Consider the following 23073-nt stretch of genomic DNA (forward strand, 5'->3'; position numbering starts at 1 on the left):
TCCGGTTCCCATGGGGATTTTTGGAGCTAAAGGCTAAGTTAAAAGCTACATTGTTATAATTATGGTTCAACTAAAAACAAAGGCTGATCGTATTCTACCGGCGATGCATCATCTACCAGTACTTTCACAATCTTGCCGCTCACTTCACTCTCAATTTCGTTGAATAACTTCATTGCCTCGATGATACATACAACTTTGCCAGGAGTAACTTCATCTCCTACGTTGACAAATGGCGCTTTATCAGGACCTGCACTGCGGTAGAAAGTTCCGATCATCGGAGATTTGATAGTGATCAGGTTGTCTGCTTTCGGTGCGGCTGGAGCAGCGGGCGCTGCTGGTGCTGCCGGTGCCGGGGCTGCTGCAGGAGCTACAGCGGCGGCTGCTTGTACTGGTGCTATAGCAGCTGCAGGAACAGTGATTACCTGTGGTGCTTCGTTTTCTTTTTGTTTTATTGTAATCTTAAACTTGTCCTGCTCAATGCTCAGTTCACTGATATTGGATTTGTTAACCATTTTTACCAGTTCCTGAATCTGTTTAAAGTCCATGTAGACAGTTTTTGGTTTAGAAAAAATAGAATATGAAGGTGATTAGACTGACAGGGCAATTCACTGTTACCGGATTTAGCCGTCAACAGATCGGATGCCTTGTTAATTATACTTGTAATGAATTACGCTTTTACTCTCTCGATGTATTCACCGGTTTTGGTATTTACACGGATCTGCTCCCCTTCTTCCACGAATAAAGGAACCATTACGGTTGCGCCTGTTTCTACAGTAGCTGGCTTTAAAGTACGGGTAGCTGTGTCCCCTTTCAGGCCTGGTTCAGAGTAAGTTACAGTCATAACGATCTTATCCGGTAATTCTACCGCCATATACTGATCAGTTTCTGTATTGATCTGTACGCTTACTTCCTGGCCTTCTTTCAGGAATTGCGGCGCATCAATAGCAGTTTCCGGCATGGCTATCTGTTCAAAGGTTTCGTTATCCATGAAATTGTAGCCAGTGTCGTCTTTATATAAAAACTGAAAAGGTTTCTTTTCTATACGGATTGGAAAAATAGTATCACCGGAGTTCCAGGTATGCTCAATAGAACGGCTATTATCAACGCCCTTCAATTTAGCCCAAACCTTTGCGGCTGCACGGGCGGTTTTGTTCTGACCAAACTCTACAACAGAATATAAACTGTTATCCAGTTTAATGATTAATCCTGTTCTGATATCTGCGGTTGTAGCCATAAATTGGTTACTGATTTTAAGTTAAAAATTTTATACGGACTGCAAAAGTAAAAATTTTCGCATATGAAAAAGCATATGGAATCCAAATTTAGGCGGAATAGTTACTTTTTACCTCAATTTTCGGCTATTTTACGCAATAAATGACATTTAAACGGTAAATTTAAACCCAAATCAAGAAATTTTTATGAGTATGCGTTACGTGTTTTTAGTCCTTTTTTGCTGCATTTCCGTCTTTTCCCGAGCCCAAACGACATCCAGTACGACATCTAAACCGGCCTATCTTCAATACCCGATCATTCCTGCTTTCCCGATGACCTTACCTGACGGGCATGTTATCACAAAAAATGACCTGAAAAAGAACGTAAAAACAATGGTTTTTGTATTTAGCGTAGATTGCGACCATTGCAAACACCTGACAGAAGAAGTTACCAGGAATATCGATAAATTTAAGAACGTACAAATTTTAATGGTCACTCCTTTTAAAGTGGATCAAATGAAGGAGTATTATGAACAATATAAAATCAAAAATTACCCTAACATCATCATGGCCAGTGAACCCACTCGCCAAATTATGTATTTCTATGATCTGCGTTATTTCCCCGGCCTATTCATTTACGACAAGAAACAACAGCTTGTTAAAGGAATGGAAGGCGATGTAAAAGTCGACACCCTGCTATCCTATCTGAATAAGTAATAAGTGATCATCCGCCCACTTATTGCACGGCCGAGTTGCTACATTTGTTTTATTCACATTCATTCTTCACTTAAAACTATTACACATGAAAGTTACAGTAGTAGGAGCCGGAAATGTGGGCGCGACCTGTGCCAACGTATTGGCCCACAAAGATTTTCTGACGGAGGTGGTTTTATTGGATATTAAAGAAGGAACAGCTGAAGGAAAGGCCCTTGATACCTGGCAACAGGCCCCTATTGATTATTACAGTACCAAAACGATCGGCGTAACCAACGACTATTCCAAAACTGCCCAAAGCGATGTAGTGGTTATTACTTCCGGCCTCCCCCGAAAACCCGGCATGAGCAGGGACGACCTGATCTCAACTAACGCCAACATCGTTAGATCTGTAACGGAAAACATCATCAAACACTCGCCCGACACTATTATTATCGTTGTTAGCAACCCGTTGGATGTGATGACCTATTGCAGCTACCTGGCTGCGAAAAAAGACAGCAGCAAGGTATTCGGCATGGCTGGCATCCTCGACACAGCGAGGTACCGCGCTTTCCTGGCAGATGAAATTCAATGCTCCCCGAAAGACATCCAGGCTATTCTCATGGGCGGCCATGGCGACACAATGGTTCCCCTGCCACGTTACACCACTGTTAGCGGTATACCGGTAACCGAACTTGTTGCCCCTGATAAACTGGAAGCGATCATTCAACGAACCAAAGTAGGCGGTGGCGAGATTGTTAACCTGTTAGGCACTTCCGCCTGGTATGGCCCCGGCGCTGCAGCCGCCCAGATGGTAGAAGCTATCCTGAAAGATGAGAAAAGGATCTTCCCCGTTTGCGCATGGCTAAGCGGTCAATACGGCTTAAAAGATATCTACCTTGGCGTACCTGTAGTATTGGGAAAAAATGGTATCGAAAAGATCATAGAACTGCAACTGAACTCCGAAGAAAAAGACCTTCTCAACAACTCCGCAAAGCATGTTAAAGAAGTAATGGATGTTTTGGATAACATGCAATCTGCTGCTGTATAATCGTATAAAATTATCCTTTAATACTAATTAGGGATTTAGGGATACGAAACGGAAGGCGCATCCTTAAATCCCTAAATTATTGTACTTTTGAACTGTCTCAATTAATCGCTAATGCTATCATTTTGAAGCATTTGTCATTTGTTTCATCAAAAATTGGTTAACGCTGAATGTATGTCTAATCTCGAAAAGTTAATTACTCAAAAAACCTTTCAGAATGATCGTCAACGAGGCCTGGTAAGCCTGATCTTCGTCGGCAACTGGATCACTTCCCAGCATCAGCAATTCTTTAAGGAGTACGGCATCACCATGCAGCAGTTCAATATACTGCGCATACTTCGCGGCCAGCACCCGGGGTCTGCAAATATCAACCTGCTGAAAGAAAGGATGCTGGACAAAATGAGCGATGTTTCCCGGCTGGTGGAAAGATTGCGGAAAGCAGATCTCGTAGAACGCAAAAACAGTGAACTGGACAGAAGAGCAGTAGAAGTCAGGATCAATGAAAAAGGCCTGCAACTATTAAAAGAAATAGATGCAGACCTCAATAAATTAAACGATGCCTTTGAATCTTTGAACGAAAGCGAAATATCTCAACTGAATCAATTGCTGGACAAAATGCTGAACAGCTATCATTGATTATATTTCCTCTACGTAATTCAGATCTTTCCCAAAAGTTTCCTCAATCTTCCAGGCAGCTATCAAGGCTATGCCTATGCAAATGATGGCAACAATACCGCCGCTTTGCAGGTAGGTAAAATAATGCTGCACCTGTACAAAAAGAATGGAGATCAACGGTAACATTCCCCTGGCAAAATTTGGAACTGTAGTAGCCACGGTGGCCCTTAAGTTGGTACCAAAACTTTCTGCTGCAATTGTAACGAAGATCGCCCAGAAGCCAACACTAAACCCTAATACAAAACATACTGTATAGAACACCCACATCGCTGCCCCATGAAGGTTCAGGTAAATGCCTACCATCACAGCAGTGAATACAAGGAATATCAACATCACCTTCCTGCGGCTTTTCAGGAGCTGGCTGAGCAGCCCGCTGCAAAGATCGCCCAGTACCAGCCCCGCATAACAGAAAGCGATGGCATCGCCGGGATTCACCGCGCCCTGCACCTGCAGCTGGGAAGCAAATTTATTGGAGAAGGCCACCAGGATGCCCACAACGAACCAGGTTGGCGCACCCAGTAACATGCACTTCAGGTATTTGAGGAAACGGGTTTTGTTCGTAAACAATGCCACAAAACTTCCCCTCGTGGTAGCAGATGCTTTTACATGGTTGAACATCTGCGACTCCATTACACTTACCCTTAAAATGAGCAGGGCCAAACCCAAACCGCCACCTATAAAGTAGCAGATACGCCAGTCGCCTACCAGTTTGGCAATCAGGTTGGCAGCTACGGCCCCTGATACGCCTACCGTAGCAACGATCATAGTACCATACCCCCTTTTTTCTTTAGGCAGTATTTCCGAAACCAGCGTTATACCGGCGCCCAGCTCCCCTGCCAGTCCAAACCCCGCAACAAAGCGCCATAGCACATATCCGTTGATCCCCTGAACAAATCCATTGGCTATGTTGGCAATGGAATAAATGAGTATGGAACCGAACAATACGCTCAGGCGTCCTTTTTTATCACCTATGATCCCCCACACAATACCCCCGATCAGCAACCCTACCATCTGGATGTTGATCAGTAACAGGCCTGCGCCATTGTCGATCTCCTCCTGCGAAAGACCCAACGATTTCAAACTGGGTACTCTCACAATTGTAAATAATAACAGGTCGTAGATGTCTACGAAATAACCAAGCGATGCAACTATCACCGCAATGTTTAAAATTGAGACGGAACGATTCTCGGTTTTCATTCTTGTTGGTTGATAAATAAAACGGGAATTAATAGAAAAAAGGGCTCGTGGGGAGCCCTTTCAGAAAAAGATTTTATAAAGTAGAATCTGTGTTTTCAATTTCTTGTGAAGGAACAGCTCCTTTTGGTTTCACTTTGCCGGTAACTAATTTAATGATCACTGGCAAAGTGGTGATCAGGATGATAACCAGGATGATCAGCTCCAGGTGCTCTTTCAGGCTTGGGAACAATTTATCCAGGTAATGACCAGCCAGCATCATTGAAAATACCCAGGCGAAAGAACCTATGATATTAAAGAACATGAATTTCTTTGCTTCCATCCCAACCATACCGGCCACTATCGGGGCAAAAGTACGGATGATAGGCAGGAAACGGGCGAAGAAGATAGCGCCGCCCCCGTATTTCACGAAGAAATCGTGCGCCTGGTGCAGGTGTTTTTTCCTGAAGAAAAAAGTATCATTCTTTTTGAATAAGAGGGGACCAGATTTCTTTCCAAACCAAAATCCAACCATATTTCCCAATACTCCACATAACGCTATCAGCACCATTATCACTACAAAAGGCGCATGAAAGAAACTGTTGCTAAGGGCTTCACTATAAATTCCTGCAACGAAAAGAAGGGAATCTCCCGGCAGGAAAAATCCAATAAACAGACCTGTTTCTGCAAAAATAATTGCCAGCAATAGGTATAAACCACCATGTTCAATAATCCAAGCTGGATTAATGAGGTGTTTGAAAAACTCAGTAATCTGGTCCATGCTAAATAAAGCTAATTTCTAGTTCAGAATCGGTAAAATACGCATTAATCTGTTAGACATTTGTTAAGTTACTCTTAGTGGCTTGCTGTTCAGGCGCCAGTTTATTCTCCCACTTTGATACAACTGCCGTTGCCATAGCGTTTCCAATAACATTGGTTGCAGAACGACCCATGTCTAAAAGGTGATCTACAGCCAGCAGTAAAATTAAGCCAGTTTCCGGAATATGGAACATAGCCAGGGTACCGGCAATCACTACCAGGGAAGCGCGGGGCACGCCTGCAATTCCTTTGCTGGTGATCATCAGGACCAGCAACATAGTGATCTGCTGATCTATTGACAACGGTATTCCATATGCCTGGGCAATGAAGAGACTGGCAAAGGTCATATACATCATGGAGCCATCCAGGTTAAAAGAATAGCCCAGGGGTAAAACAAAACTAACAATACGGTTATCGCATCCAAAACGCTCCAGTTCCTCCATGGTACGCGGATAGGCCGCTTCGCTGCTGGCTGTGCTGAACGCCAGCAACAACGGATCTTTGATCCCTGCCAGCAACCGGAACACCGGCTTGCCCAAAATAAAATACCCTACCGTAGCGATCACTATCCATAAACACAATAAGCCGGCGTAGAACTCTACGATAAAAAGACCATAAGTTTTTAAAACGCTTAATCCCTTAACCGCAATTATGCCTGCCATTGCGCCAAACACGGCAAAAGGAGCAAAATTCATCACAAAACCTGTTACCTTCAGCATGATATGCGCCACGCTGTCCAGCAACTTCACAATCGGGTTAGCTTTTTCACCTATCGATGCCGCAGCAACACCAAAGAAAATAGCAAAAACGACGATTTGCAGTATTTCATTGTGCGCCATCGCATTTATCACACTGTCTGGCACCACATGTTCAAAAAAACTTTTTAATGTCATACTGGACTTGGCAATGCCGGTAGAGGCATGTTCGTCCGGCAACGGCAGTTTCAGGTGAAGACCGGGCTTCAGTATATTCACGAGCAAAAGACCAAGGAACAATGATACAAAGGTTGCACTGATAAACCACAGCATGGTTTTACCGCCGATGCGGCCAACGGCTTTAATATCGCCCAGCTTGGCCACCCCCACCACAAGCGTGGAGAATACCAGGGGTGCAATGATCATTTTTATCAGGCGAAGGAAAATCTCAGTGAAAATAGCCACATTATCGGCGAAGGTCTGCGGAGTGGGACTGGTTGTACCATAGTATTTATACACACCATAGCCGGTGCTGATACCAATCACCATAGCAATAAAGATGTACAGAGTAAGGCGATTCGACGATTTCTTCATGCAGCGCAGTTATTTACAGTAAAAAGTTTAAACGTTGTAACCAGAATTTTCCCAAAAATAAGGTTTACGCCGGGGAAACATACACCCGCCTCTAAAATAAAACACCGCTTTTTGGTTTTTGGATATTATATTTGGCGACTACAACAAACAACAACAGAACTAAACATCTACCTTAAAACATCAACCAATACGACTGCGTATGAGCAAACTGTTTGCTAAGAAACAACTCTCAGTTTTATTATCCGAGGCTTCCGACTCGGAAAAGGGATTAAGAAGAACGCTGGGCGCGGGTTCCCTGATTGCGCTGGGTATCGGGGCCATCATTGGCGCCGGTCTTTTTGTTAGAACTGCAGCCGCAGCAGGCCAATTTGCCGGACCTGCCGTTACCATTTCATTTATTATTGCAGCCATAGGTTGTGCTCTCGCAGGTTTATGCTATGCCGAATTTGCGTCTATGATCCCGATTGCGGGAAGTGCCTACACCTATTCTTACGCCACTTTAGGAGAATTCATTGCCTGGATCATCGGTTGGGACCTGGTGCTGGAATATGCCCTGGGCGCCGCCACAGTGGCTATAGGCTGGTCGCAGTACCTGAATAAGTTGCTGACGAATGTTTTTCATGTTACCATCCCTTACCAATGGTGTCATAGCCCGTTTGAAATTTCGGATGCCGGCGTTCGCGGTATTATGAATATACCCGCACTCTTTATCCTTCTCTTATTAACGATGCTGCTGGTAAGAGGTATCCAGGGTTCGGCTATCGTTAATAATATCATTGTAATTGTAAAAGTTGCTATTGTACTGTTATTCATCTTATTGGGATGGCAGTTCATCAATCCGGCCAATCACGTACCATTTACCATCTCACCGGATGCCGGCACTGTAACCATGCACAACGGCCAGGTAGTAGATTATTCCAACTTCTGGAACCATGGGTGGCCGGGAGTACTGCGAGGGGCCGGGGTTGTATTCTTTGCTTTCATCGGTTTTGATGCGGTATCTACTGCTGCACAGGAAACCAAGAATCCGAAGAAGAATATGCCAATAGGCATCCTGGTATCACTGGCTGTATGTACTTTATTGTATATCCTGTTCTCTTATACCCTTACCGGTATCGCTCCGTTCACCGACTTCCTGAAAGCAGGCGGCGAGGCTTCAGTTGCGTATGCCATCGACACGTATATGCCTGGATACGGATGGTTATCTACCTTCATTACAGTGGCCATCCTTGCAGGGTTTTCTTCCGTGATCCTGGTAATGTTGCTGGGTCAGACAAGGGTATTCTACTCCATGAGTAACGATGGGCTGGTACCTGCCGTGTTTGCGAAGCTGCACCCTAAGTACCGCACTCCATACCGTTCCCAGTGGATGTTCTTCGTGTTTGTATCCCTGTTCGCGGCGTTTATACCAGATAACGTAGTAGGCGATATGACCAGTATCGGAACCTTATTTGCTTTCGTGCTGGTATGTATAGGGGTGATCGTAATGCGTAAGAGCAACCCGGATGCGCCAAGAGCTTTCAAAACCCCGTTGGTGCCATTTGTACCAATCCTGGGAGCTGCGTTCTGCCTGATGATGATCATCAGCCTGGGTATTGAGAACTGGTCACGCCTGATCGTCTGGCTACTGGTTGGGTTCTTTATTTACTTCGGCTACAGCGTGAAGCACAGTAAAGCCAGAAAAATGTTATAATATTTTTGATAATAATAGACGTAAACCGGGCAAATACCTAACGGGAATTGTCCGGTTTTCTTTTTCTTTAACACGAAAAAGGCCCTTTCCTCTGGTAAAAAACACTATTTTTGCGTTCTAATTTTAAAAAGATATACCACTCAAATGGGAAGAATATTTGAAGTAAGAAAATCGACCATGTTTGCTCGTTGGGACAGGATGGCGAAAGCATTTACAAGAATAGGAAAAGAGATTGCAATTGCTGTAAAAGCTGGCGGTCCGGATCCCGATAATAACCCTGCCCTGCGTCGTTGTATCCAGAACGCCAAGGGAGTTAATATGCCTAAAGACCGTGTTGATGCTGCTATCAAACGTGCAATGGGTAAAGACAAAACTGATTATGAAGAAGTTGTATATGAAGGATATGCTCCTCACGGTGTTGCTGTAATGATCGATACGGCTACAGACAATACTACCCGTACGGTGGCCAACCTGCGTATGCACTTTACAAAAGGTGGCGGCAGTTTGGGTAATAGCGGTTCCGTGGGTTTCCTTTTCAACCGTGTAGGTGAATTCAAAGTAAAGAATGCAGGTCAGGACCTGGAAGAGCTGGAATTGGAATTGATCGATTTTGGTTTGGAAGAGATTGGGGAAGATAGTGAAGGCAACATCATTATCCGTGCGGCATTCAACGAATTCGGCAACATGTCGAAAGCCCTGGAAAGCAAGGGTATGGAAGTTATCAGCGCTGAATTGAAACGTATTCCTACTACTACCGTTGAATTAAACGAAGAACAGGCCAAGGAAGTGTTAGAACTGATCGATAAGTTAGAGCAGGATGACGACGTTCAGCAGGTCTTCCACAACTTGCGGTAGTTGCACGCAGAGCCGCTAAGTTTTTTTAAGGGGCATAAGGATTTTTTTAGCGGAGATTGTGTAGATTATTGCACGCAGAGTTGCTAAGTTTTTTAAAGAGGCATAAGGATTTTTTAGCGGAGATTGTGTGGTATTATTGCACGCAGAGGCGCTGAGTTTTTTAAAGAGGCATAAGGATTTTTTAGCGGAGATTGTGTGGTATTATTGCACGCAGAGTCGCTGAGTTTTTTAAAGAGACATAAGGATTTTAATAAGCGGAGATTGTATAGAAATATATGATCTCCGTTTTTTTAGCGTTTTTTTTTGCATGCAAAGCCGCTGAGTATTTTTAAAGAGGCATAAGGATTTTTTTAGCGGAGATTGTATAGAGATATATGATCTCCGTTTTTTGTAGCCATGTTTCATCGCAAACTTCTTCAACAAAATACTCATCACTCTTCTTCCCTTAAAAAAACTTACGCCCCTCTGCCCCCTTCCAACCTTTGCGTGAAAAAAAGCGTCTGCCTTGCCCGACAGACGCCTTGATTAAGGTTAACTTTCCTGAACCAAAAACAGCTAAACTTTAGCGATGATGTGCGACCGGTGCAAGGAACTCGTAACAAACTTTAACCCTTTGCCATGGTAGGTTTCCAGTTTAATCGATGGGTCCTTTGCAATGTGCTTGCGCAACCGTGTCAGGTATACATCCATCACCCGGGAAGCATACAAGTCGTCCTGGCCCCAGATGCAGGCAAGGATGTCATCCTTTCTTAGTTTTTTGTTTGAATTTTCACATAGAAAGCGAAGTAACTCCGCTTCTTTTGGGGCCATCCTAACATGGGTATCAGCATCTTTGTGTCTGATGTGATATTGAGAATAATCGAAAATCAGGTTACTGACAGTGTATACCACTCTTCGTTCGCTCAGCAATAGTTTGCTGCGTTTAAGGTATACGCTGATCCTGCATAGCAGTTCCTGGATGTTGAACGGCTTTGTAACGTAATCATCTGCACCGGCTTCAAAGCCCTGTAACTTGTCCTGCTCCATATACCGGGAGGAAGTAAAAATGATCGGCACGTTTACGTCCATAGACCTGATGTCCGCTGCTAAAGCGAATCCGTCTTTTTTGGGCATCACCACATCGAGTAAGCAAAGATCAAAAATATGGGTCTGGAATCGTTCCCATCCTTCTTCACCATTCTCGCACAGGCTTACATTATATCCTGCCCGTTCTAACTGTCTTTTAACTACTTTACCGAAGAAGATATCATCTTCTACTAAAAGAATGCTAGGCTGCATGTTGTAACGTTGGTTTTTAAGCGAATAATCAGATTTTAGTTGGTACCTATAAGTATTAGGTGTAATTCTTACGTTTATTCAAAAATAAACAAGAAAAAAGAACGTAAAACGTTCATTATCATTCACTTTCCAACCAATATTCATTTCAGTCAATCGCTCAAATGAAATACCCCGGTTGATAATTTTTCCTGTTAAAAGAGTGTACTATATATAAAACAGGAGAAAAAATCCACCGGGGTATTCCCAACTAAAATATTTTCAAAAAAAGCTTAAATCACGTTCACAGGTTTGCCCTCCAGGTATGCCTTTAAATTGTTCACTACTCCATTCAGTAACCTTTCACGGGCCGACCTGGTAGCCCAGGCAATATGAGGCGTAATAACAGTGTTAGGCGCCGCTGGCAATGGATTATCTGCTGCCGGCGGTTCCGTACTTAATACATCCAGCGCCGCACCGGCAATCACTCCTTCTTCCAAAGCCCTGGCCAGATCAGTTTCATTGATCAGCGGGCCACGGCTGGTATTAATTAAGAACGCGCCTGGTTTCATTGTTTTCAGCAATGCAGCATTCACAAATTCTTTATTATCTGCAGTTAGCGGGCAATGCAATGAAACAATATCCGCTTCCTTAAAACAGCTAGCCAGGTCTGTGAAGGTAACGCCTTGCATCGCATCTCTCTCCGGATGCTTATGGCTGGCAATCACCTTCATATTGAAGGCCAGCGCGATTTTAGCTACAGCCCTTCCTATCTGCCCCAAACCTACAATGCCTAAAGTACTCCCGGCCAATTCACGCAAGGGTGTTTTCCAGTAACTGAAATCCGCACTCCTGCTCCATTCTCCGGCTCTTACGCTCTCTGCATGCAACCCCACATGATGACATAATTCCAGTATCAGCGCAAAAGTTAACTGCGCTACCGAATCGGAACTGTATGCAGGCACATTGGTAACTGTGATCCCTTTTGCCTTTGCTGCAGGGATATCCACTACATTGTATCCTGTAGCCATCACGCCTACATACTCAAGGTGTTTCAGCTCATTGATCGCCGTACTGTTCACGATCGCTTTGTTGGTAAGCACGATCTCCGCATCCTTAGCCCGCTCCGGCACCTCCGCTACAGGCGTTCTGTCGTATACTGTCACTTCTCCCAATGCTTTCAACGCCTGCCAGTCGAGATCCCCGGGATTCAATGCGTACCCGTCCAATACAACTATTCTTTTCATACCTGAAATTTTGATGCTTAGTGTTTATAGTATTAAAGATAATCAGCTTGCCGGTGTAATCCTTTCCGTTTATCAAATGAAATAATTATTAACTATCCTCTTTCCTCTTTTCTTACGTTGTAAAAGAGCAGACATTTGCACTGCCATAATAAGCCGAAAAATACTCTAAGCCTTCAACTGCTTAACCTAAATCAAGAAGCCGCCAACCAGCAGATCTATGCTAGTCTGGCGGCTTCGCCAATAAAAAAAGAAGCCCGGCAATGGCCAGGCTCCCAGGTATTTTTCCTATTCTCTCATCATATCCATTATCACACTCACAACATCTTCTGTATTGGGCTTGGAGAAGTAATCGCCATCTGATCCGTAAGCCGGCCTGTGCGCCTGTGCGCTCAAAGTACGTGGCGCTACGTCTAACCAGCGGTAACCACCCTGCTTTTCTATCACTTCCTGGAACATATAGGCAGTGCCTCCGCCTGGTACATCTTCATCCACGAACAGTATCCTGCTGGTCTTCTTCAGCGATTCAACGATGCTGTGGTTGATATCGAAAGGCAGTAATGTTTGTACGTCTATGATCTCGCAGGAGATGCCTACTTCGTTTAGGGTATTCACCGCTTCTTCAACAATACGTACAGTAGAACCATAGGTAACTATCGTAATGTCATCGCCGGCTTTCAGCACTTCAGGAATGCCCAAAGGCACGGTGAAAGTTTCCAGGTTGGAAGGCAGTTTCTCTTTCAGGCGGTAGCCATTCAGCGATTCTATCACTATTGCAGGTTCGTTTGCCCGCAATAAAGTGTTATACATACCTGCGGCCTGCACCATGTTCCGTGGTACGCAAACGTGCATTCCTCTCAGTGAGTTGATGATCATCCCCATTGGCGAACCGCTGTGCCAGATGCCTTCCAGCCTGTGTCCGCGTGTGCGTACAATCAACGGGCAATGCATCACTCCTTTGGTACGATATTGCAAAGAAGCTACATCATCGCTCAATGGTTGCAATCCATATAGCAGGTAATCCAGGTACTGAATCTCTGCAATTGGCCTGAGTCCTCTCAACGCCATGCCTATACCCTGCCCCATGATAGTTAGTTCACGTATACCGGTGTCGGATATACGATCTTTTCCATGTTTCTGTTGCAGACCGGCAAAGCCCTGGTTAACATCCCCGATTTTTCCCACATCTTCTCCAAAGGCAAAAACCTTTGGATTATGAGTGAATAACTGATCGAAGTACCTGTTAAGTATTTCATACCCGTTCACCATGATGCTATCGCTATCGTAGGCGACAGGCACTTCGGGAACATTGAGGGCCGAGTTGGCTCCTGTCGCATAGAGGAAAGAATTGTAGCTTTCCTTTTCTGTTTTCAGGTAGTTATCGTACCAATGTTGCAATCCCTGCACCAGCGGGTGCTGGCTAAGGGCGCGGTGACGGAGTAAAATATTCGCTGTTGTTTTTAAGATATCCCTGCGTTGCGGTTCCCTGTTGTTTTGAAGATCGCGGATCGCTACATTGATTGCAGTAGCGTCGGCGCCTTCCAGATTAGCAATAGGAGCGGCTAAAGCAGCAAATGATTGCACATGTTCTTTGATAGGAGCCAGGTATTTTTCCCAGGCCGATCTCTTTGCTTCCTGTACACTGGCTTTAGCTTCAGCTTCCAGTTTATTGAGTGTTTCTTCGTCTGCCAATGCGTTTTCCAATATCCAGGAACGCATTTTAAGATTACAGTCAAACTCCCTTTCCCAAGCCAGGCGCTCCTTACTCTTATAGCGTTCGTGAGAACCGCTGGTAGAGTGGCCCTGGGGCTGGGTGATCTCTTCTACATGGAAGAGTGCCGGAACATGCGTGTCGCGGATCTTCTGGATGGCGGTTTCAAAAACTTCGCACATGCCAGCATAATCCCAACCTTTTACATTATATATATCAAAACCGTTAGAATCCTTCGTTTTGCGGAACCCTTCAAGAGCTGCGCTGATAGAGTTCTTCGTGGTTTGGAATTTACGGGGAACCGAAATGCCATACCCATCATCCCACACAAAAACAGCCATTGGTACCTGTAATACGCCGGCTGCGTTGATAGTTTCCCAAAAATGGCCTTCAGAGGTAGAAGCATCGCCAATGGTAGTGAAACAGATTTCATTACCATTATTGGATAAACCAGGAAACTGATGTAAAACAGGAACTTCCCTGAACAACTTAGAGGCGTAGGCCAGTCCCAACGAACGAGGCATCTGCGCGGCAGTAGGCGCCATATCTGCTGCCGAGTTTTTCATATCCGCAAGGTTTAACCAGTTACCATCTTTATCGATGTTTGGTGTTGCGAAATGCGAATTCATCTGCCGCCCGCCTGAAAATGGGTCATGCGCCAAATCCGGATCCGCATATAACTGCGAGAAAAACTGCTCAGGTGTGGCAATACCTGTGGCAAACGCAACAGTTTGGTCGCGATAATAACCGGAACGAAAGTCGCCTGGCTTAAAGTATTTGGACATTGCAATCTGCGCCACTTCTTTCCCATCCCCGAATATGCCAAACTTTGCTTTGCCTGTAAGAACTTCCTTACGGGCCAGCACGCTTACTTCCCTGCTTTCGCAAGCCAACCTGTAGTCATTTAGCACTTCCTTACGGAATTCGTCGAATGACAACCGGCTTTCTGTATTCATAGCGAGTTCGTTATTTTCTATCATGCCTCATGGTTAAAGTACAAAAGTAAGGTTAATTATACAGTTGAAAAATGCTGGAAATCTTTCATTTAAAATAATCTGATTTTTTTTAATAAGAATTTAATAAATTGTAATCTAAGTAATACTTTTTGGCTGTAAATTTGTTCTTAGCAAGAAAGATATCAATAATTTTTAACCGTCGCATTAAAACCATCATATGAAAATGAAAAAATTTATCTTATCCCTGTTTGCAAGTCTGCTGTTTACTACTGCTCTTTGGGCTCAATCTACTACTTCCAACCCGGCAGACGCTAAAGTAAAGTTTGTTAAAGAAACTATTGATTTCGGAAAAACTGATCTTAACAAGCCTGTTACTGTTGATTTCGAATTCACTAATATATCCAAAGAGCCTGTTGTGATTGAAACAGCGCGCGCCAGTTGCGGTTGCACCACTCCAAAATGGACACAGGAACCAATCGCACCCGGTAAAAAAGGTAAAGTAACCGCCAGTTACAGCGCTAACGGTTTAGGTCAACAGAACAAAACCATCTGGGTTAAATTCAGAGGCGTGGATCAGGATAAAGAATTACACCTGACAGGTACCGTAGGCGGAGCTAACAACAAGTAAGCCCAGACTACACTGAAATATAACTAAAGACCTTGCAGCCCAGTGCTGTAAGGTCTTTTTGTTTTTTATAGTAATCCTATCTTTGCACCCGTAAAGAATCAAAACAATTTTATGCCTACCATTAGTAAAAGAGGTGAACAAGTACCTCCTAGTCCAATCAGGAAGCTGGTTCCGTTTGCTGAAGCTGCAAAAAAAAGAGGGACTAAGGTCTATCACCTGAATATCGGCCAACCCGATATTGAAACACCAAAACCAATGCTTGATGCGGTTCGTCAATCCAATTTTAAGATCCTGGAGTACAGCCACAGTGCAGGCAACGAGAGTTATCGCCGGAAATTAGTTGAATACTACGCCCGATTCGACATTTCACTGACTCATGAACAAATTATTGTTACTACCGGTGGGTCTGAAGCCATCATCTTTGCTTTTATGGCCTGCCTGGATCCGGGAGACGAGATCATAGTTCCGGAGCCTTTCTATGCGAACTACAATGGGTTTGCTACGGAGGCGGAAGTAAAAGTAAAAACCATCACCTCCAGCATCGAAAGCGGTTTCGCTTTACCCGCAATGGCTGATTTTGAAAAAGCAATCACTTCAAAAACCAAAGCTATCCTGATCTGTAACCCTAATAATCCTACCGGTTACCTTTATAGCAAAGAGGAGCTGGAAGTATTGAAACAGTTGTGCCTGAAGCATGACCTGTTCCTTTTTTCTGATGAAGCGTACCGGGAATTCTGTTATACAGGGAAGCATTTCAGCGCTATGAACCTGGACGGACTGGAGAACAATGTTATCATAATGGATACCATCTCTAAACGTTACAGCGCATGCGGAGCCAGGATTGGCGCCTTTGTTACCAAGAACCAGGAGGCGTTAACCGCTGCTATGAAACTGGCGCAGGCCAGGTTAAGCCCGCCAAGTTTTGCACAGATCGCGGCAGAAGCGGCTGTAGACCTGCCATTAGATTACTTCGACGGGATCAAAGCAGAGTACCAGAGCCGTAGAGATATCCTGGTAGCTATGCTGAATGAAATTCCTGGTGTTTTTTGTCCGAACCCCGGCGGTGCATTCTATGCGATGGCCAAATTACCGATCGACGATTCCGATAAATTCTGCCAATGGATACTTGAATCCTTTGAATTTGAGGGTCAAACTGTCATGATGGCACCTGGAACGGGCTTTTATGCGACGCCAGGCTTAGGAAAAGATGAGGTCAGGCTGGCATATGTGCTGAATCAGGCAGATATCCGTCATGCTATCGTCTGTTTGGCAGAAGCTTTAAAGGTTTATCCTGGCAAGACTTCCAAATAATTTTTGTGCGAAGATGATATCAAAGTGATATAATACAGCAGTCAGATACATTAAAATAAATTCTATATTTATTTTTTATCCAAAAAACATGAATTTTTTAGGCACCACTGTTGGAAAATTGATATTTTTCTTCGTATATTTGATGTAGAAACAACAACAAAGTCAAAAATTATCAAATTATAAAAATATTTACATATACGATGACTGCAAAATCTAAACTTGTTTAAGAAAAATTTAACCTGCTTTTTTTCTTATAAAGTAGTTTTGGTCCGACCTTTGACTTATTAAATACAGAAGAGAATTATCAATCTTCTGTAAAATCAAAGAATAACTAAAACGTTTTAGCAAAATATCGTATTTTTGTATCAGTTTTTCATAACGTGGAATTTATAAAGGCAAACGGCTCTGATCGCAGAGCCGTATTTTTTTGCCCTAAACCCACCCAAGCAGGCCAATTTTCGCCAAAAAATGATACATTTTCATCCTTTTTAAAAAAAATTGAAAAAATATTGGCCTTTCCGTTTACCTTTTTTGTATAATATTGTTATGTAATAAAACGGGCGAATAACCTGATAGTTATTTCGTTTGTTTTCATAACGTGGAATTTTAAAATGCAACGGTCCCGATTCTTCGGGACCGGTTTTGTTTCACGCAAAGGGGGTAAGGGAGGCAAAGAGGCGTAAGATTTTTTTAAGAAAGAAAAAGTAAGGGGATAAGATTTTTTAAGAAAGAAGAAGTAAGAGGGCAAGATTTTTTAAGAAAGAAGAAAGTGAGGGGATAAGATCTTTAAGAAAGAAGAAGTAAGGGGACAAGATTGTTAAGAAAGAAGAAGTAAGGGACAAGACTTTTAAAGAAAGAAGAAGTAAAAAAGTAAGAGGGCAAGATTTTTTTATATAAAAAGGAGGAGCGAAGAATGTATATGTACATTACATTCTTCGCTCCTCTTTATATTTCTTATGTTTCTTTGCTTTCTTATGCCGCTCTGCGTGCAACCGCTACTTTTTATGCTTACGGATCAGAGAGAAGAAGTCGTCGAACAGGTAGCGGCTATCGAATGGTCCCGGAGTTGATTCGGGGTGATATTGCACACTGAATGCCGGTTTATTCTTCATCCTGATACCTTCTACTGTGCCATCGTTCAGGTTCACGTGTGTCACTTCAATATTTTCATTGGCAGCAACCGCATTGGCGTCAACTGCGAACCCGTGGTTCTGGGTAGTGATTTCACAAAGGCCAGTTTGCAGGTTCTTTACCGGGTGATTCAGACCGCGGTGACCATGGTGCATTTTGTAAGTAGGAATATCGTTAGCCAATGCCAGTAACTGGTGACCAAGGCAGATACCAAACATTGGTTTCTCTGCATCCAGGATCTTTTTCACTGTATCTACTGCATATTTCAACGGCGCAGGATCGCCAGGGCCGTTTGACACGAAGTATGCATCCGGTTTGAACTCTTCAAGCACTTCGAAAGGAGTGTCGGTAGGGAAAACCTGCAGGTAAGCGCCTTTTTCGGAAAGGCATTTCAGCATGTTCCTTTTTACACCATTGTCCATTACCGCGATACGGATATCTGCAGCCGGATCACCTACATTGTACGCCTCTTTGGTAGAAACTTCCTTGCAAAGCGCAAGGCCTTCCATGGAAGGAACTTTAGCCAGCTCAGCCTTCAGTTTTTCTACATCCAGGATCTCAGAAGAAATAATACAGTTCATTGCTCCTTTGCTCCTGATATGAGAAACCAGTGCACGGGTATCTACATCATAAATAGCTACCAGACCGTTATCTGTCAGGAACTTTTCCAATGACTCATCTGCCATTTTCCTGGAATAATTGTAGGAGATGTTTTTAGCAATTAAACCACTGATCTTCACACTACTACTCTCTACATCATCCTTCTTGGTACCATAGTTACCAATGTAGCAGTTGTTCATTATAAGTACCTGTCCTTTATAAGAAGGGTCTGTAAACACTTCCTGGTAACCCGTCATACCGGTATTGAAAGCTAACTCACCGGCAGCTGTGCCAATTTTCCCAAAAGCTTTTCCCTGAAAAACCGTACCGTCGTCTAACAGCAGTATGGCAGGTTGGATGGTTCTTGTCTGAGGCATTTGTGGTATCTGTGTTGTTTTATATTTTAAAAAAAACCTTCAAGGGATTGTTGGCCCTGAAGGTTCGGATAAAAAACCGTGCAAAGTTATGAAATGCAACAGTTAATTGCAGATTTTTTTTGTCGTTATAGGAATATGTTACTTAATTTTTACAGATTTTAACACTCTTTGCGCAACCTGGCGCCCGATGGGGTCGTCATCCCGGTACTGAAGCAGGATCTGCCATCGATTATTGCCCTTTATCATAATGAGATTGCAGAAAGCCAGGCGCAGCGCTCCTTTGTATAAATAATTCCCTTCTTCCAACACTCCCTGAACCCCGGAAATCAGCACAGGAACCGGCTTGCAATTTATATCCGTGGCCGCTCCCTTCATTTGCATGCCCAGGTGTGATGCGGTGATAGCCTGCTCCAGTGTATTGGTTACACTAGGCAGATAACTATACATATTCACGGTAATACGTATCCCACTCTCTTCCTCGTTGCTATAGCTTTTTGCATATTCAACAGTTTTGGCAGTTTCCTCATCCAATGGCTGGTCGTGGATCCATAATTTAACCGGGGTACTTATCTCCAGGGCCTGGCGGCCTATGGTGGCGGTAGCCCAGGGGCTATACAGATAGGTGGAAGGAACTTTCTGGTAAAGGAAAGAGATAACAGCTTTCTTACCGAAAAGGCTCCCCGTAACGGCTATCAATACCAGGAGCAGCGAGAGGAACAGGACCAGTTTACTTTTATTGGCAGGCAGCATTGCGTTCCTTAAAGCGGTTTTCAGCCTCGATGGCTTTTCTGCTTTGATCACTACTCCTACTTCGCTGGTATATTCAGCGAACGAACCTGTGGGGTGTAATATCTTCCAGTCGCCGAAGGTTGGCGTTAACTTTTTACTGCAGGTATCGCAGAAGGTCAGGTATTCGGAGGTCAGCGGATTGGGATGCCCGCAGTGTTGGCAGCGCAGGTACTTCATAGGGAGATCGTTATAAGCTATTCCAGCCGTAATATTACAAAATTTCCAAATTTATATACGCATAAAAAAAGACAAAGCGAACGCCTTGTCTTTTTTCGAGTATTGTTTTGTAAAACTACTCAGCTTTTGATTCAGTAGCATCAGCTGCCGGAGCGGCTGGAGCTTCAGGAGCAGCGGTTGCTGCATCTTCTGCTTTCTTTTTAGAACCACCTGCACGACGAGTTTTCTTAGCAGGAGCTTTTTCAGTTGTTTTACCGTAAACTTCGTTGAAGTCAACCAGTTCGATCAATGCTACTTCAGCATTATCACCAACACGTTTACCCAGTTTAATGATACGGGTGTAACCGCCTGGACGGTTAGCGATTTTCTCACTGATAGTGCCGAACAGTTCCTTGATAGCTTCTTTATCCTGTAAGTAGCTGAAAACGATCCTGCGGTTGTGAGTAGAATCGGTTTTACTTCTGGTCAGGATTGGTTCAACGTATACGCGCAGTGCTTTTGCTTTAGCAAGAGTAGTGGTGATACGTTTGTGGCTGATCAGTTCGCAAGCCAGGTTTGACATCAGGGCTTTGCGGTGGGAAGCAGTTCTGCTTAATTTGTTTAATTTAACTCCGTGACGCATGACATTTTGATTTATCCCTTACACCGTGTCAGGAATTGTAAGGTACTTTAATAAGAATGTGATGAACATTGGCTCATCACATATGATATACTATTCTTCTTCCAGTTTCAGTTTAGAAAGATCCATACCGAAGTGCAGACCTCTTTCGCCTAAAACCTGTTCAATTTCACTGAGAGATTTTTGACCGAAGTTTCTGAATTTCATCAGTTCTTCCTGTTCGTATTGAACGAGTTCGCTCAGGGAGTTGATTTTTGCTGCTTTCAGACAGTTGAATGCACGCACGCTCAGATCCAGGTCTTCCAGTGGTGTTTTCAGTATCTTGCGCAGTTGCAGTGTTTGTTCGTCCACTACATCTTCTTTCTCAGTGTCTTTAGTATCAAAGCTGATGTTTTCATCAGTAATGATCATCAGGTGCTGGATCAGGATGCGGGAAGCTTGTTTCACTGCTTCTTCCGGATGGATAGTACCGTCTGTGACAACCTCCATAACGAGTTTCTCATAGTCAGTTTTCTGTTCCACACGGGTATTTTCTATGCTATACTTTACATTCTTGATAGGAGTAAAGATAGAGTCAATTGCGATGTAGCCAAATACTGCATCTTTGGGTTTGTTTTCTTCTGCAGGAACATAACCGCGGCCTTTACCGATGGTCAATTCGATATCCATTTTAGCAGAAGGGTCAAGGGTGCAGATCAGCAAATCCGGGTTCATGATCTGGAAAGAGCTGGTAGCTTTTTCGATCATGTCGGCACGGAATTCAGTTTTACCCTTAATTGAAAGCGTGATTTTTTCGTTGGTCACGTCGTTTTCAGAGATTCTCTTGAAACGTACTTGTTTCAGGTTCAGGATGATCTCTGTAACGTCTTCGGTTACACCTTTCAGTGTAGCGAATTCGTGATCTGCGCCTTCAATTTTAATACCCACAATGGCATAGCCCTCCAAAGAAGACAACAGTACGCGACGTAACGCATTACCGACAGTCACACCATAACCTGGTTCTAATGGACGGAATTCGAATTGAGCTTCAAAGTCAGTAGACTTCTGCAATACGATCTTATCAGGTTTCTGGAAATTTAAAATTGCCATTGATATGATAGATTTATTTGTGAATATTAGGCTAGTCCATGACCTTTCCAGGTCATGGACTAATATTATTACTTAGAGTACAATTCTACGATCAGTTGTTCCTTGATGTTTTCAGGAACGCTCTCTCTCTCAGGATAAGCAATGAATACACCTTTCATTTCTTTTTCATTCCAATCCAACCAGCTGAATTTAGGATTTTTTCCGCGAATAACGCTGGTTAAAGCAGAATTGTTTGCAGTCTTGTTTTTCAGACCGATAACATCACCTGGTTTCAGTTGGTAAGATGGTGTATTAACTACGATACCGTTTACAGTGATGTGTTTGTGAGAAACCAACTGGCGGGCAGCCGGACGGGAAGGAGCGATACCCAGGCGGAAAACAGTGTTATCCAGACGGGCTTCCAGTAATTTGATCAATACTTCACCGGCAACACCTTTTCTACGGGTAGCCTCATCGAACAAATTGCGGAACTGACGTTCTAACAGACCGTAAGTGTATTTCGCTTTTTGTTTTTCTCTTAATTGCAGTGCGTATTCGCCTAATTGTTTGCGTTTACGGTTTGCGCCATGCTGACCCGGAGGGTTGCTGTTTTTTCCTAAATACTTACCATTACCGAGAATGGGTTCACCAAAAATTCTGGAAATTTTGGTCTTTGGTCCAGTGTACCTTGCCATGTTTTAAATATACTTTAGATTTTTTAGTTAATGATGCATGCTCTTCAAAAAATCTGAAAACCTGATCATGCACCCAGTTGAGAATAAACTACAACGTCCAAATACCAAGCATCGCGAGAAGCCTGGTATTTGGATGTCGTGTATATATTTTACTATACTCTTCTTTTCTTAGGAGGACGGCAACCGTTGTGAGGCAGAGGAGTTACATCCTTGATCATATTCACTTCGATACCGGAATTTGCGATAGCACGGATAGCGCTTTCACGACCAGCTCCAGGGCCTTTTACAAAAACGTCAGCCCTTTTCAAACCAGAGTCCATAGCTACTTTAGCAGCATCCTGAGCAGCTAACTGAGCTGCATACGGAGTATTCTTTTTAGAACCTCTGAAGCCCATTTTACCAGCAGAAGACCAGGAAATAACCTGACCGTGTTTGTTGGTGATGCTTACGATGATGTTGTTAAAGCTAGCAGAGATATGTACATCTCCGTAGATATCTACTTTTACTACTCTTTTCTTACTAGGAGCAGCTTTTGTATTATTTGCTTTTGCCATAATGATTTAAATTCCAAATATGAAATTCCACATCCCAAATTCCTGACTCACTGTCATTGAAACCCCGCTGATTCGGACTGGGATTTCAATCTGGGATTTTATTTATTATTTCTTAGTTGCTTTTTTCTTACCTGCTACTGTCTTACGTTTACCCTTACGAGTACGGCTGTTAGTACGAGTGCGCTGGCCTCTCACCGGTAAGCCTTTCCTATGACGCAGACCACGGTAGCAAGCGATATCCAGCAAGCGCTTGATATTCATTTGTACTTCAGAACGCAGTTGACCCTCTACCTTAAACTCGCCGTTGATAATGTTACGGATGGCAGCTTGTTCATCGTCATTCCAATCCTTCACTTTTTTATTTACATCAATTTCCGCCTTGTTCAGGATATATTGGGCGGTAGAACGGCCTATACCGAAAATATAGGTGAGGCCAATTTCTCCTCTTTTATTTTTAGGAAGATCTATACCGGCTATACGTGCCATATTTCTATTTTAGATTT

Annotated in this window: 22 protein-coding genes; 7 read left to right on the forward strand and 15 right to left on the reverse strand. The window is 43.5% G+C overall.

What is annotated here, in order from left to right; all coding sequences use genetic code 11:
* Window positions 1-59: 59 nt before the first annotated feature.
* Both accB and efp read right to left on the reverse strand, forming a co-directional pair.
* The gene (accB, locus tag BLV62_RS07505; RefSeq protein ID WP_089760244.1) at window positions 60-545 is read right to left on the reverse strand and encodes an acetyl-CoA carboxylase biotin carboxyl carrier protein; all 486 of its coding nucleotides are present in this window, start codon (window positions 543-545) and stop codon (window positions 60-62) included.
* Window positions 546-667: 122 nt separating this feature from the next.
* Window positions 668-1234, reverse strand: coding sequence for an elongation factor P (gene efp / locus BLV62_RS07510; protein WP_089760246.1), 567 nt, complete (start codon window positions 1232-1234; stop codon window positions 668-670).
* Window positions 1235-1418: 184 nt separating this feature from the next.
* Between efp and BLV62_RS07515 the strand changes: the two genes are divergently transcribed.
* The 3 genes from BLV62_RS07515 (at window position 1419) to BLV62_RS07525 (ending at window position 3588) form a co-directional block, all read left to right on the forward strand.
* Window positions 1419-1928, forward strand: coding sequence for a peroxiredoxin family protein (locus BLV62_RS07515; RefSeq protein WP_089760248.1), 510 nt, complete (start codon window positions 1419-1421; stop codon window positions 1926-1928).
* 85 nt (window positions 1929-2013) lie between these two features.
* Window positions 2014-2955 carry a malate dehydrogenase gene (gene mdh / locus BLV62_RS07520; RefSeq protein ID WP_089760249.1) on the forward strand — a complete coding sequence of 314 codons (942 nt, stop codon included), beginning with the start codon at window positions 2014-2016 and terminating at the stop codon, window positions 2953-2955.
* A 171-nt stretch (window positions 2956-3126) separates the two neighbouring features.
* A complete protein-coding gene (locus tag BLV62_RS07525) occupies window positions 3127-3588 on the forward strand; it encodes a MarR family winged helix-turn-helix transcriptional regulator (RefSeq protein WP_089760251.1) in 462 nt (153 codons plus the stop codon).
* Here BLV62_RS07525 and BLV62_RS07530 read toward each other — a convergent pair whose 3' ends face one another.
* The 3 genes from BLV62_RS07530 to BLV62_RS07540 all read right to left on the reverse strand — a co-directional run bounded on the left by BLV62_RS07530 (window position 3589) and on the right by BLV62_RS07540 (window position 6908).
* A complete protein-coding gene (locus BLV62_RS07530) occupies window positions 3589-4824 on the reverse strand; it encodes an MFS transporter (RefSeq protein ID WP_089760253.1) in 1236 nt (411 codons plus the stop codon).
* Window positions 4825-4897: 73 nt separating this feature from the next.
* Entirely contained in the window at window positions 4898-5581 is a 684-nt protein-coding gene (locus BLV62_RS07535) for a DedA family protein (protein ID WP_089760255.1), read from the reverse strand.
* A gap of 52 nt (window positions 5582-5633) precedes the next feature.
* Complete coding sequence (locus BLV62_RS07540) at window positions 5634-6908, reverse strand: dicarboxylate/amino acid:cation symporter (RefSeq protein ID WP_089760257.1); 1275 nt, start codon at window positions 6906-6908, stop codon at window positions 5634-5636.
* A 199-nt stretch (window positions 6909-7107) separates the two neighbouring features.
* Between BLV62_RS07540 and BLV62_RS07545 the strand changes: the two genes are divergently transcribed.
* Complete coding sequence (locus BLV62_RS07545; protein ID WP_089760259.1) at window positions 7108-8601, forward strand: amino acid permease; 1494 nt, start codon at window positions 7108-7110, stop codon at window positions 8599-8601.
* A 144-nt stretch (window positions 8602-8745) separates the two neighbouring features.
* Window positions 8746-9456, forward strand: coding sequence for a YebC/PmpR family DNA-binding transcriptional regulator (locus BLV62_RS07550; RefSeq protein ID WP_089760260.1), 711 nt, complete (start codon window positions 8746-8748; stop codon window positions 9454-9456).
* Between the two features lie 555 nt (window positions 9457-10011).
* On the opposite strand, the gene BLV62_RS07555 is transcribed toward BLV62_RS07550, so the two are convergent.
* The 3 genes from BLV62_RS07555 to BLV62_RS07565 form a co-directional block, all read right to left on the reverse strand.
* Entirely contained in the window at window positions 10012-10734 is a 723-nt protein-coding gene (locus BLV62_RS07555; protein ID WP_089760262.1) for a response regulator transcription factor, read from the reverse strand.
* A 269-nt stretch (window positions 10735-11003) separates the two neighbouring features.
* Window positions 11004-11957: a D-2-hydroxyacid dehydrogenase gene (locus BLV62_RS07560; protein WP_089760264.1), complete on the reverse strand. Its 954-nt coding sequence runs from the start codon at window positions 11955-11957 to the stop codon at window positions 11004-11006.
* A 285-nt stretch (window positions 11958-12242) separates the two neighbouring features.
* The gene (locus BLV62_RS07565; protein ID WP_089760265.1) at window positions 12243-14645 is read right to left on the reverse strand and encodes an alpha-ketoacid dehydrogenase subunit alpha/beta; all 2403 of its coding nucleotides are present in this window, start codon (window positions 14643-14645) and stop codon (window positions 12243-12245) included.
* A gap of 199 nt (window positions 14646-14844) precedes the next feature.
* On the opposite strand from BLV62_RS07565, the gene BLV62_RS07570 reads away from it, so the two are divergent.
* Window positions 14845-15249, forward strand: coding sequence for a DUF1573 domain-containing protein (locus tag BLV62_RS07570; RefSeq protein ID WP_089760378.1), 405 nt, complete (start codon window positions 14845-14847; stop codon window positions 15247-15249).
* Between the two features lie 111 nt (window positions 15250-15360).
* Window positions 15361-16560 carry a pyridoxal phosphate-dependent aminotransferase gene (locus BLV62_RS07575; protein ID WP_089760268.1) on the forward strand — a complete coding sequence of 400 codons (1200 nt, stop codon included), beginning with the start codon at window positions 15361-15363 and terminating at the stop codon, window positions 16558-16560.
* Between the two features lie 995 nt (window positions 16561-17555).
* On the opposite strand, the gene carA is transcribed toward BLV62_RS07575, so the two are convergent.
* The 7 genes from carA to rpsM form a co-directional block, all read right to left on the reverse strand.
* On the reverse strand, window positions 17556-18668 hold the full coding sequence (gene carA / locus BLV62_RS07580; protein ID WP_089760270.1) for a glutamine-hydrolyzing carbamoyl-phosphate synthase small subunit: 1113 nt from the start codon (window positions 18666-18668) through the stop codon (window positions 17556-17558).
* A gap of 138 nt (window positions 18669-18806) precedes the next feature.
* The gene (locus BLV62_RS07585; protein WP_089760272.1) at window positions 18807-19634 is read right to left on the reverse strand and encodes a hypothetical protein; all 828 of its coding nucleotides are present in this window, start codon (window positions 19632-19634) and stop codon (window positions 18807-18809) included.
* A 115-nt stretch (window positions 19635-19749) separates the two neighbouring features.
* Entirely contained in the window at window positions 19750-20256 is a 507-nt protein-coding gene (rplQ, locus tag BLV62_RS07590) for a 50S ribosomal protein L17 (protein ID WP_089760273.1), read from the reverse strand.
* A gap of 90 nt (window positions 20257-20346) precedes the next feature.
* The gene (locus tag BLV62_RS07595; RefSeq protein WP_089760275.1) at window positions 20347-21342 is read right to left on the reverse strand and encodes a DNA-directed RNA polymerase subunit alpha; all 996 of its coding nucleotides are present in this window, start codon (window positions 21340-21342) and stop codon (window positions 20347-20349) included.
* 68 nt (window positions 21343-21410) lie between these two features.
* The gene (rpsD, locus tag BLV62_RS07600) at window positions 21411-22016 is read right to left on the reverse strand and encodes a 30S ribosomal protein S4 (RefSeq protein ID WP_089760277.1); all 606 of its coding nucleotides are present in this window, start codon (window positions 22014-22016) and stop codon (window positions 21411-21413) included.
* Window positions 22017-22168: 152 nt separating this feature from the next.
* The gene (gene rpsK, locus BLV62_RS07605; protein WP_089760279.1) at window positions 22169-22570 is read right to left on the reverse strand and encodes a 30S ribosomal protein S11; all 402 of its coding nucleotides are present in this window, start codon (window positions 22568-22570) and stop codon (window positions 22169-22171) included.
* 105 nt (window positions 22571-22675) lie between these two features.
* Window positions 22676-23056: a 30S ribosomal protein S13 gene (rpsM, locus tag BLV62_RS07610; RefSeq protein ID WP_073083235.1), complete on the reverse strand. Its 381-nt coding sequence runs from the start codon at window positions 23054-23056 to the stop codon at window positions 22676-22678.
* Window positions 23057-23073 lie beyond the last annotated feature (17 nt).

This window comes from Chitinophaga terrae (ex Kim and Jung 2007) (assembly GCF_900107795.1).
GTDB classification, from domain to species: domain Bacteria; phylum Bacteroidota; class Bacteroidia; order Chitinophagales; family Chitinophagaceae; genus Chitinophaga; species Chitinophaga terrae.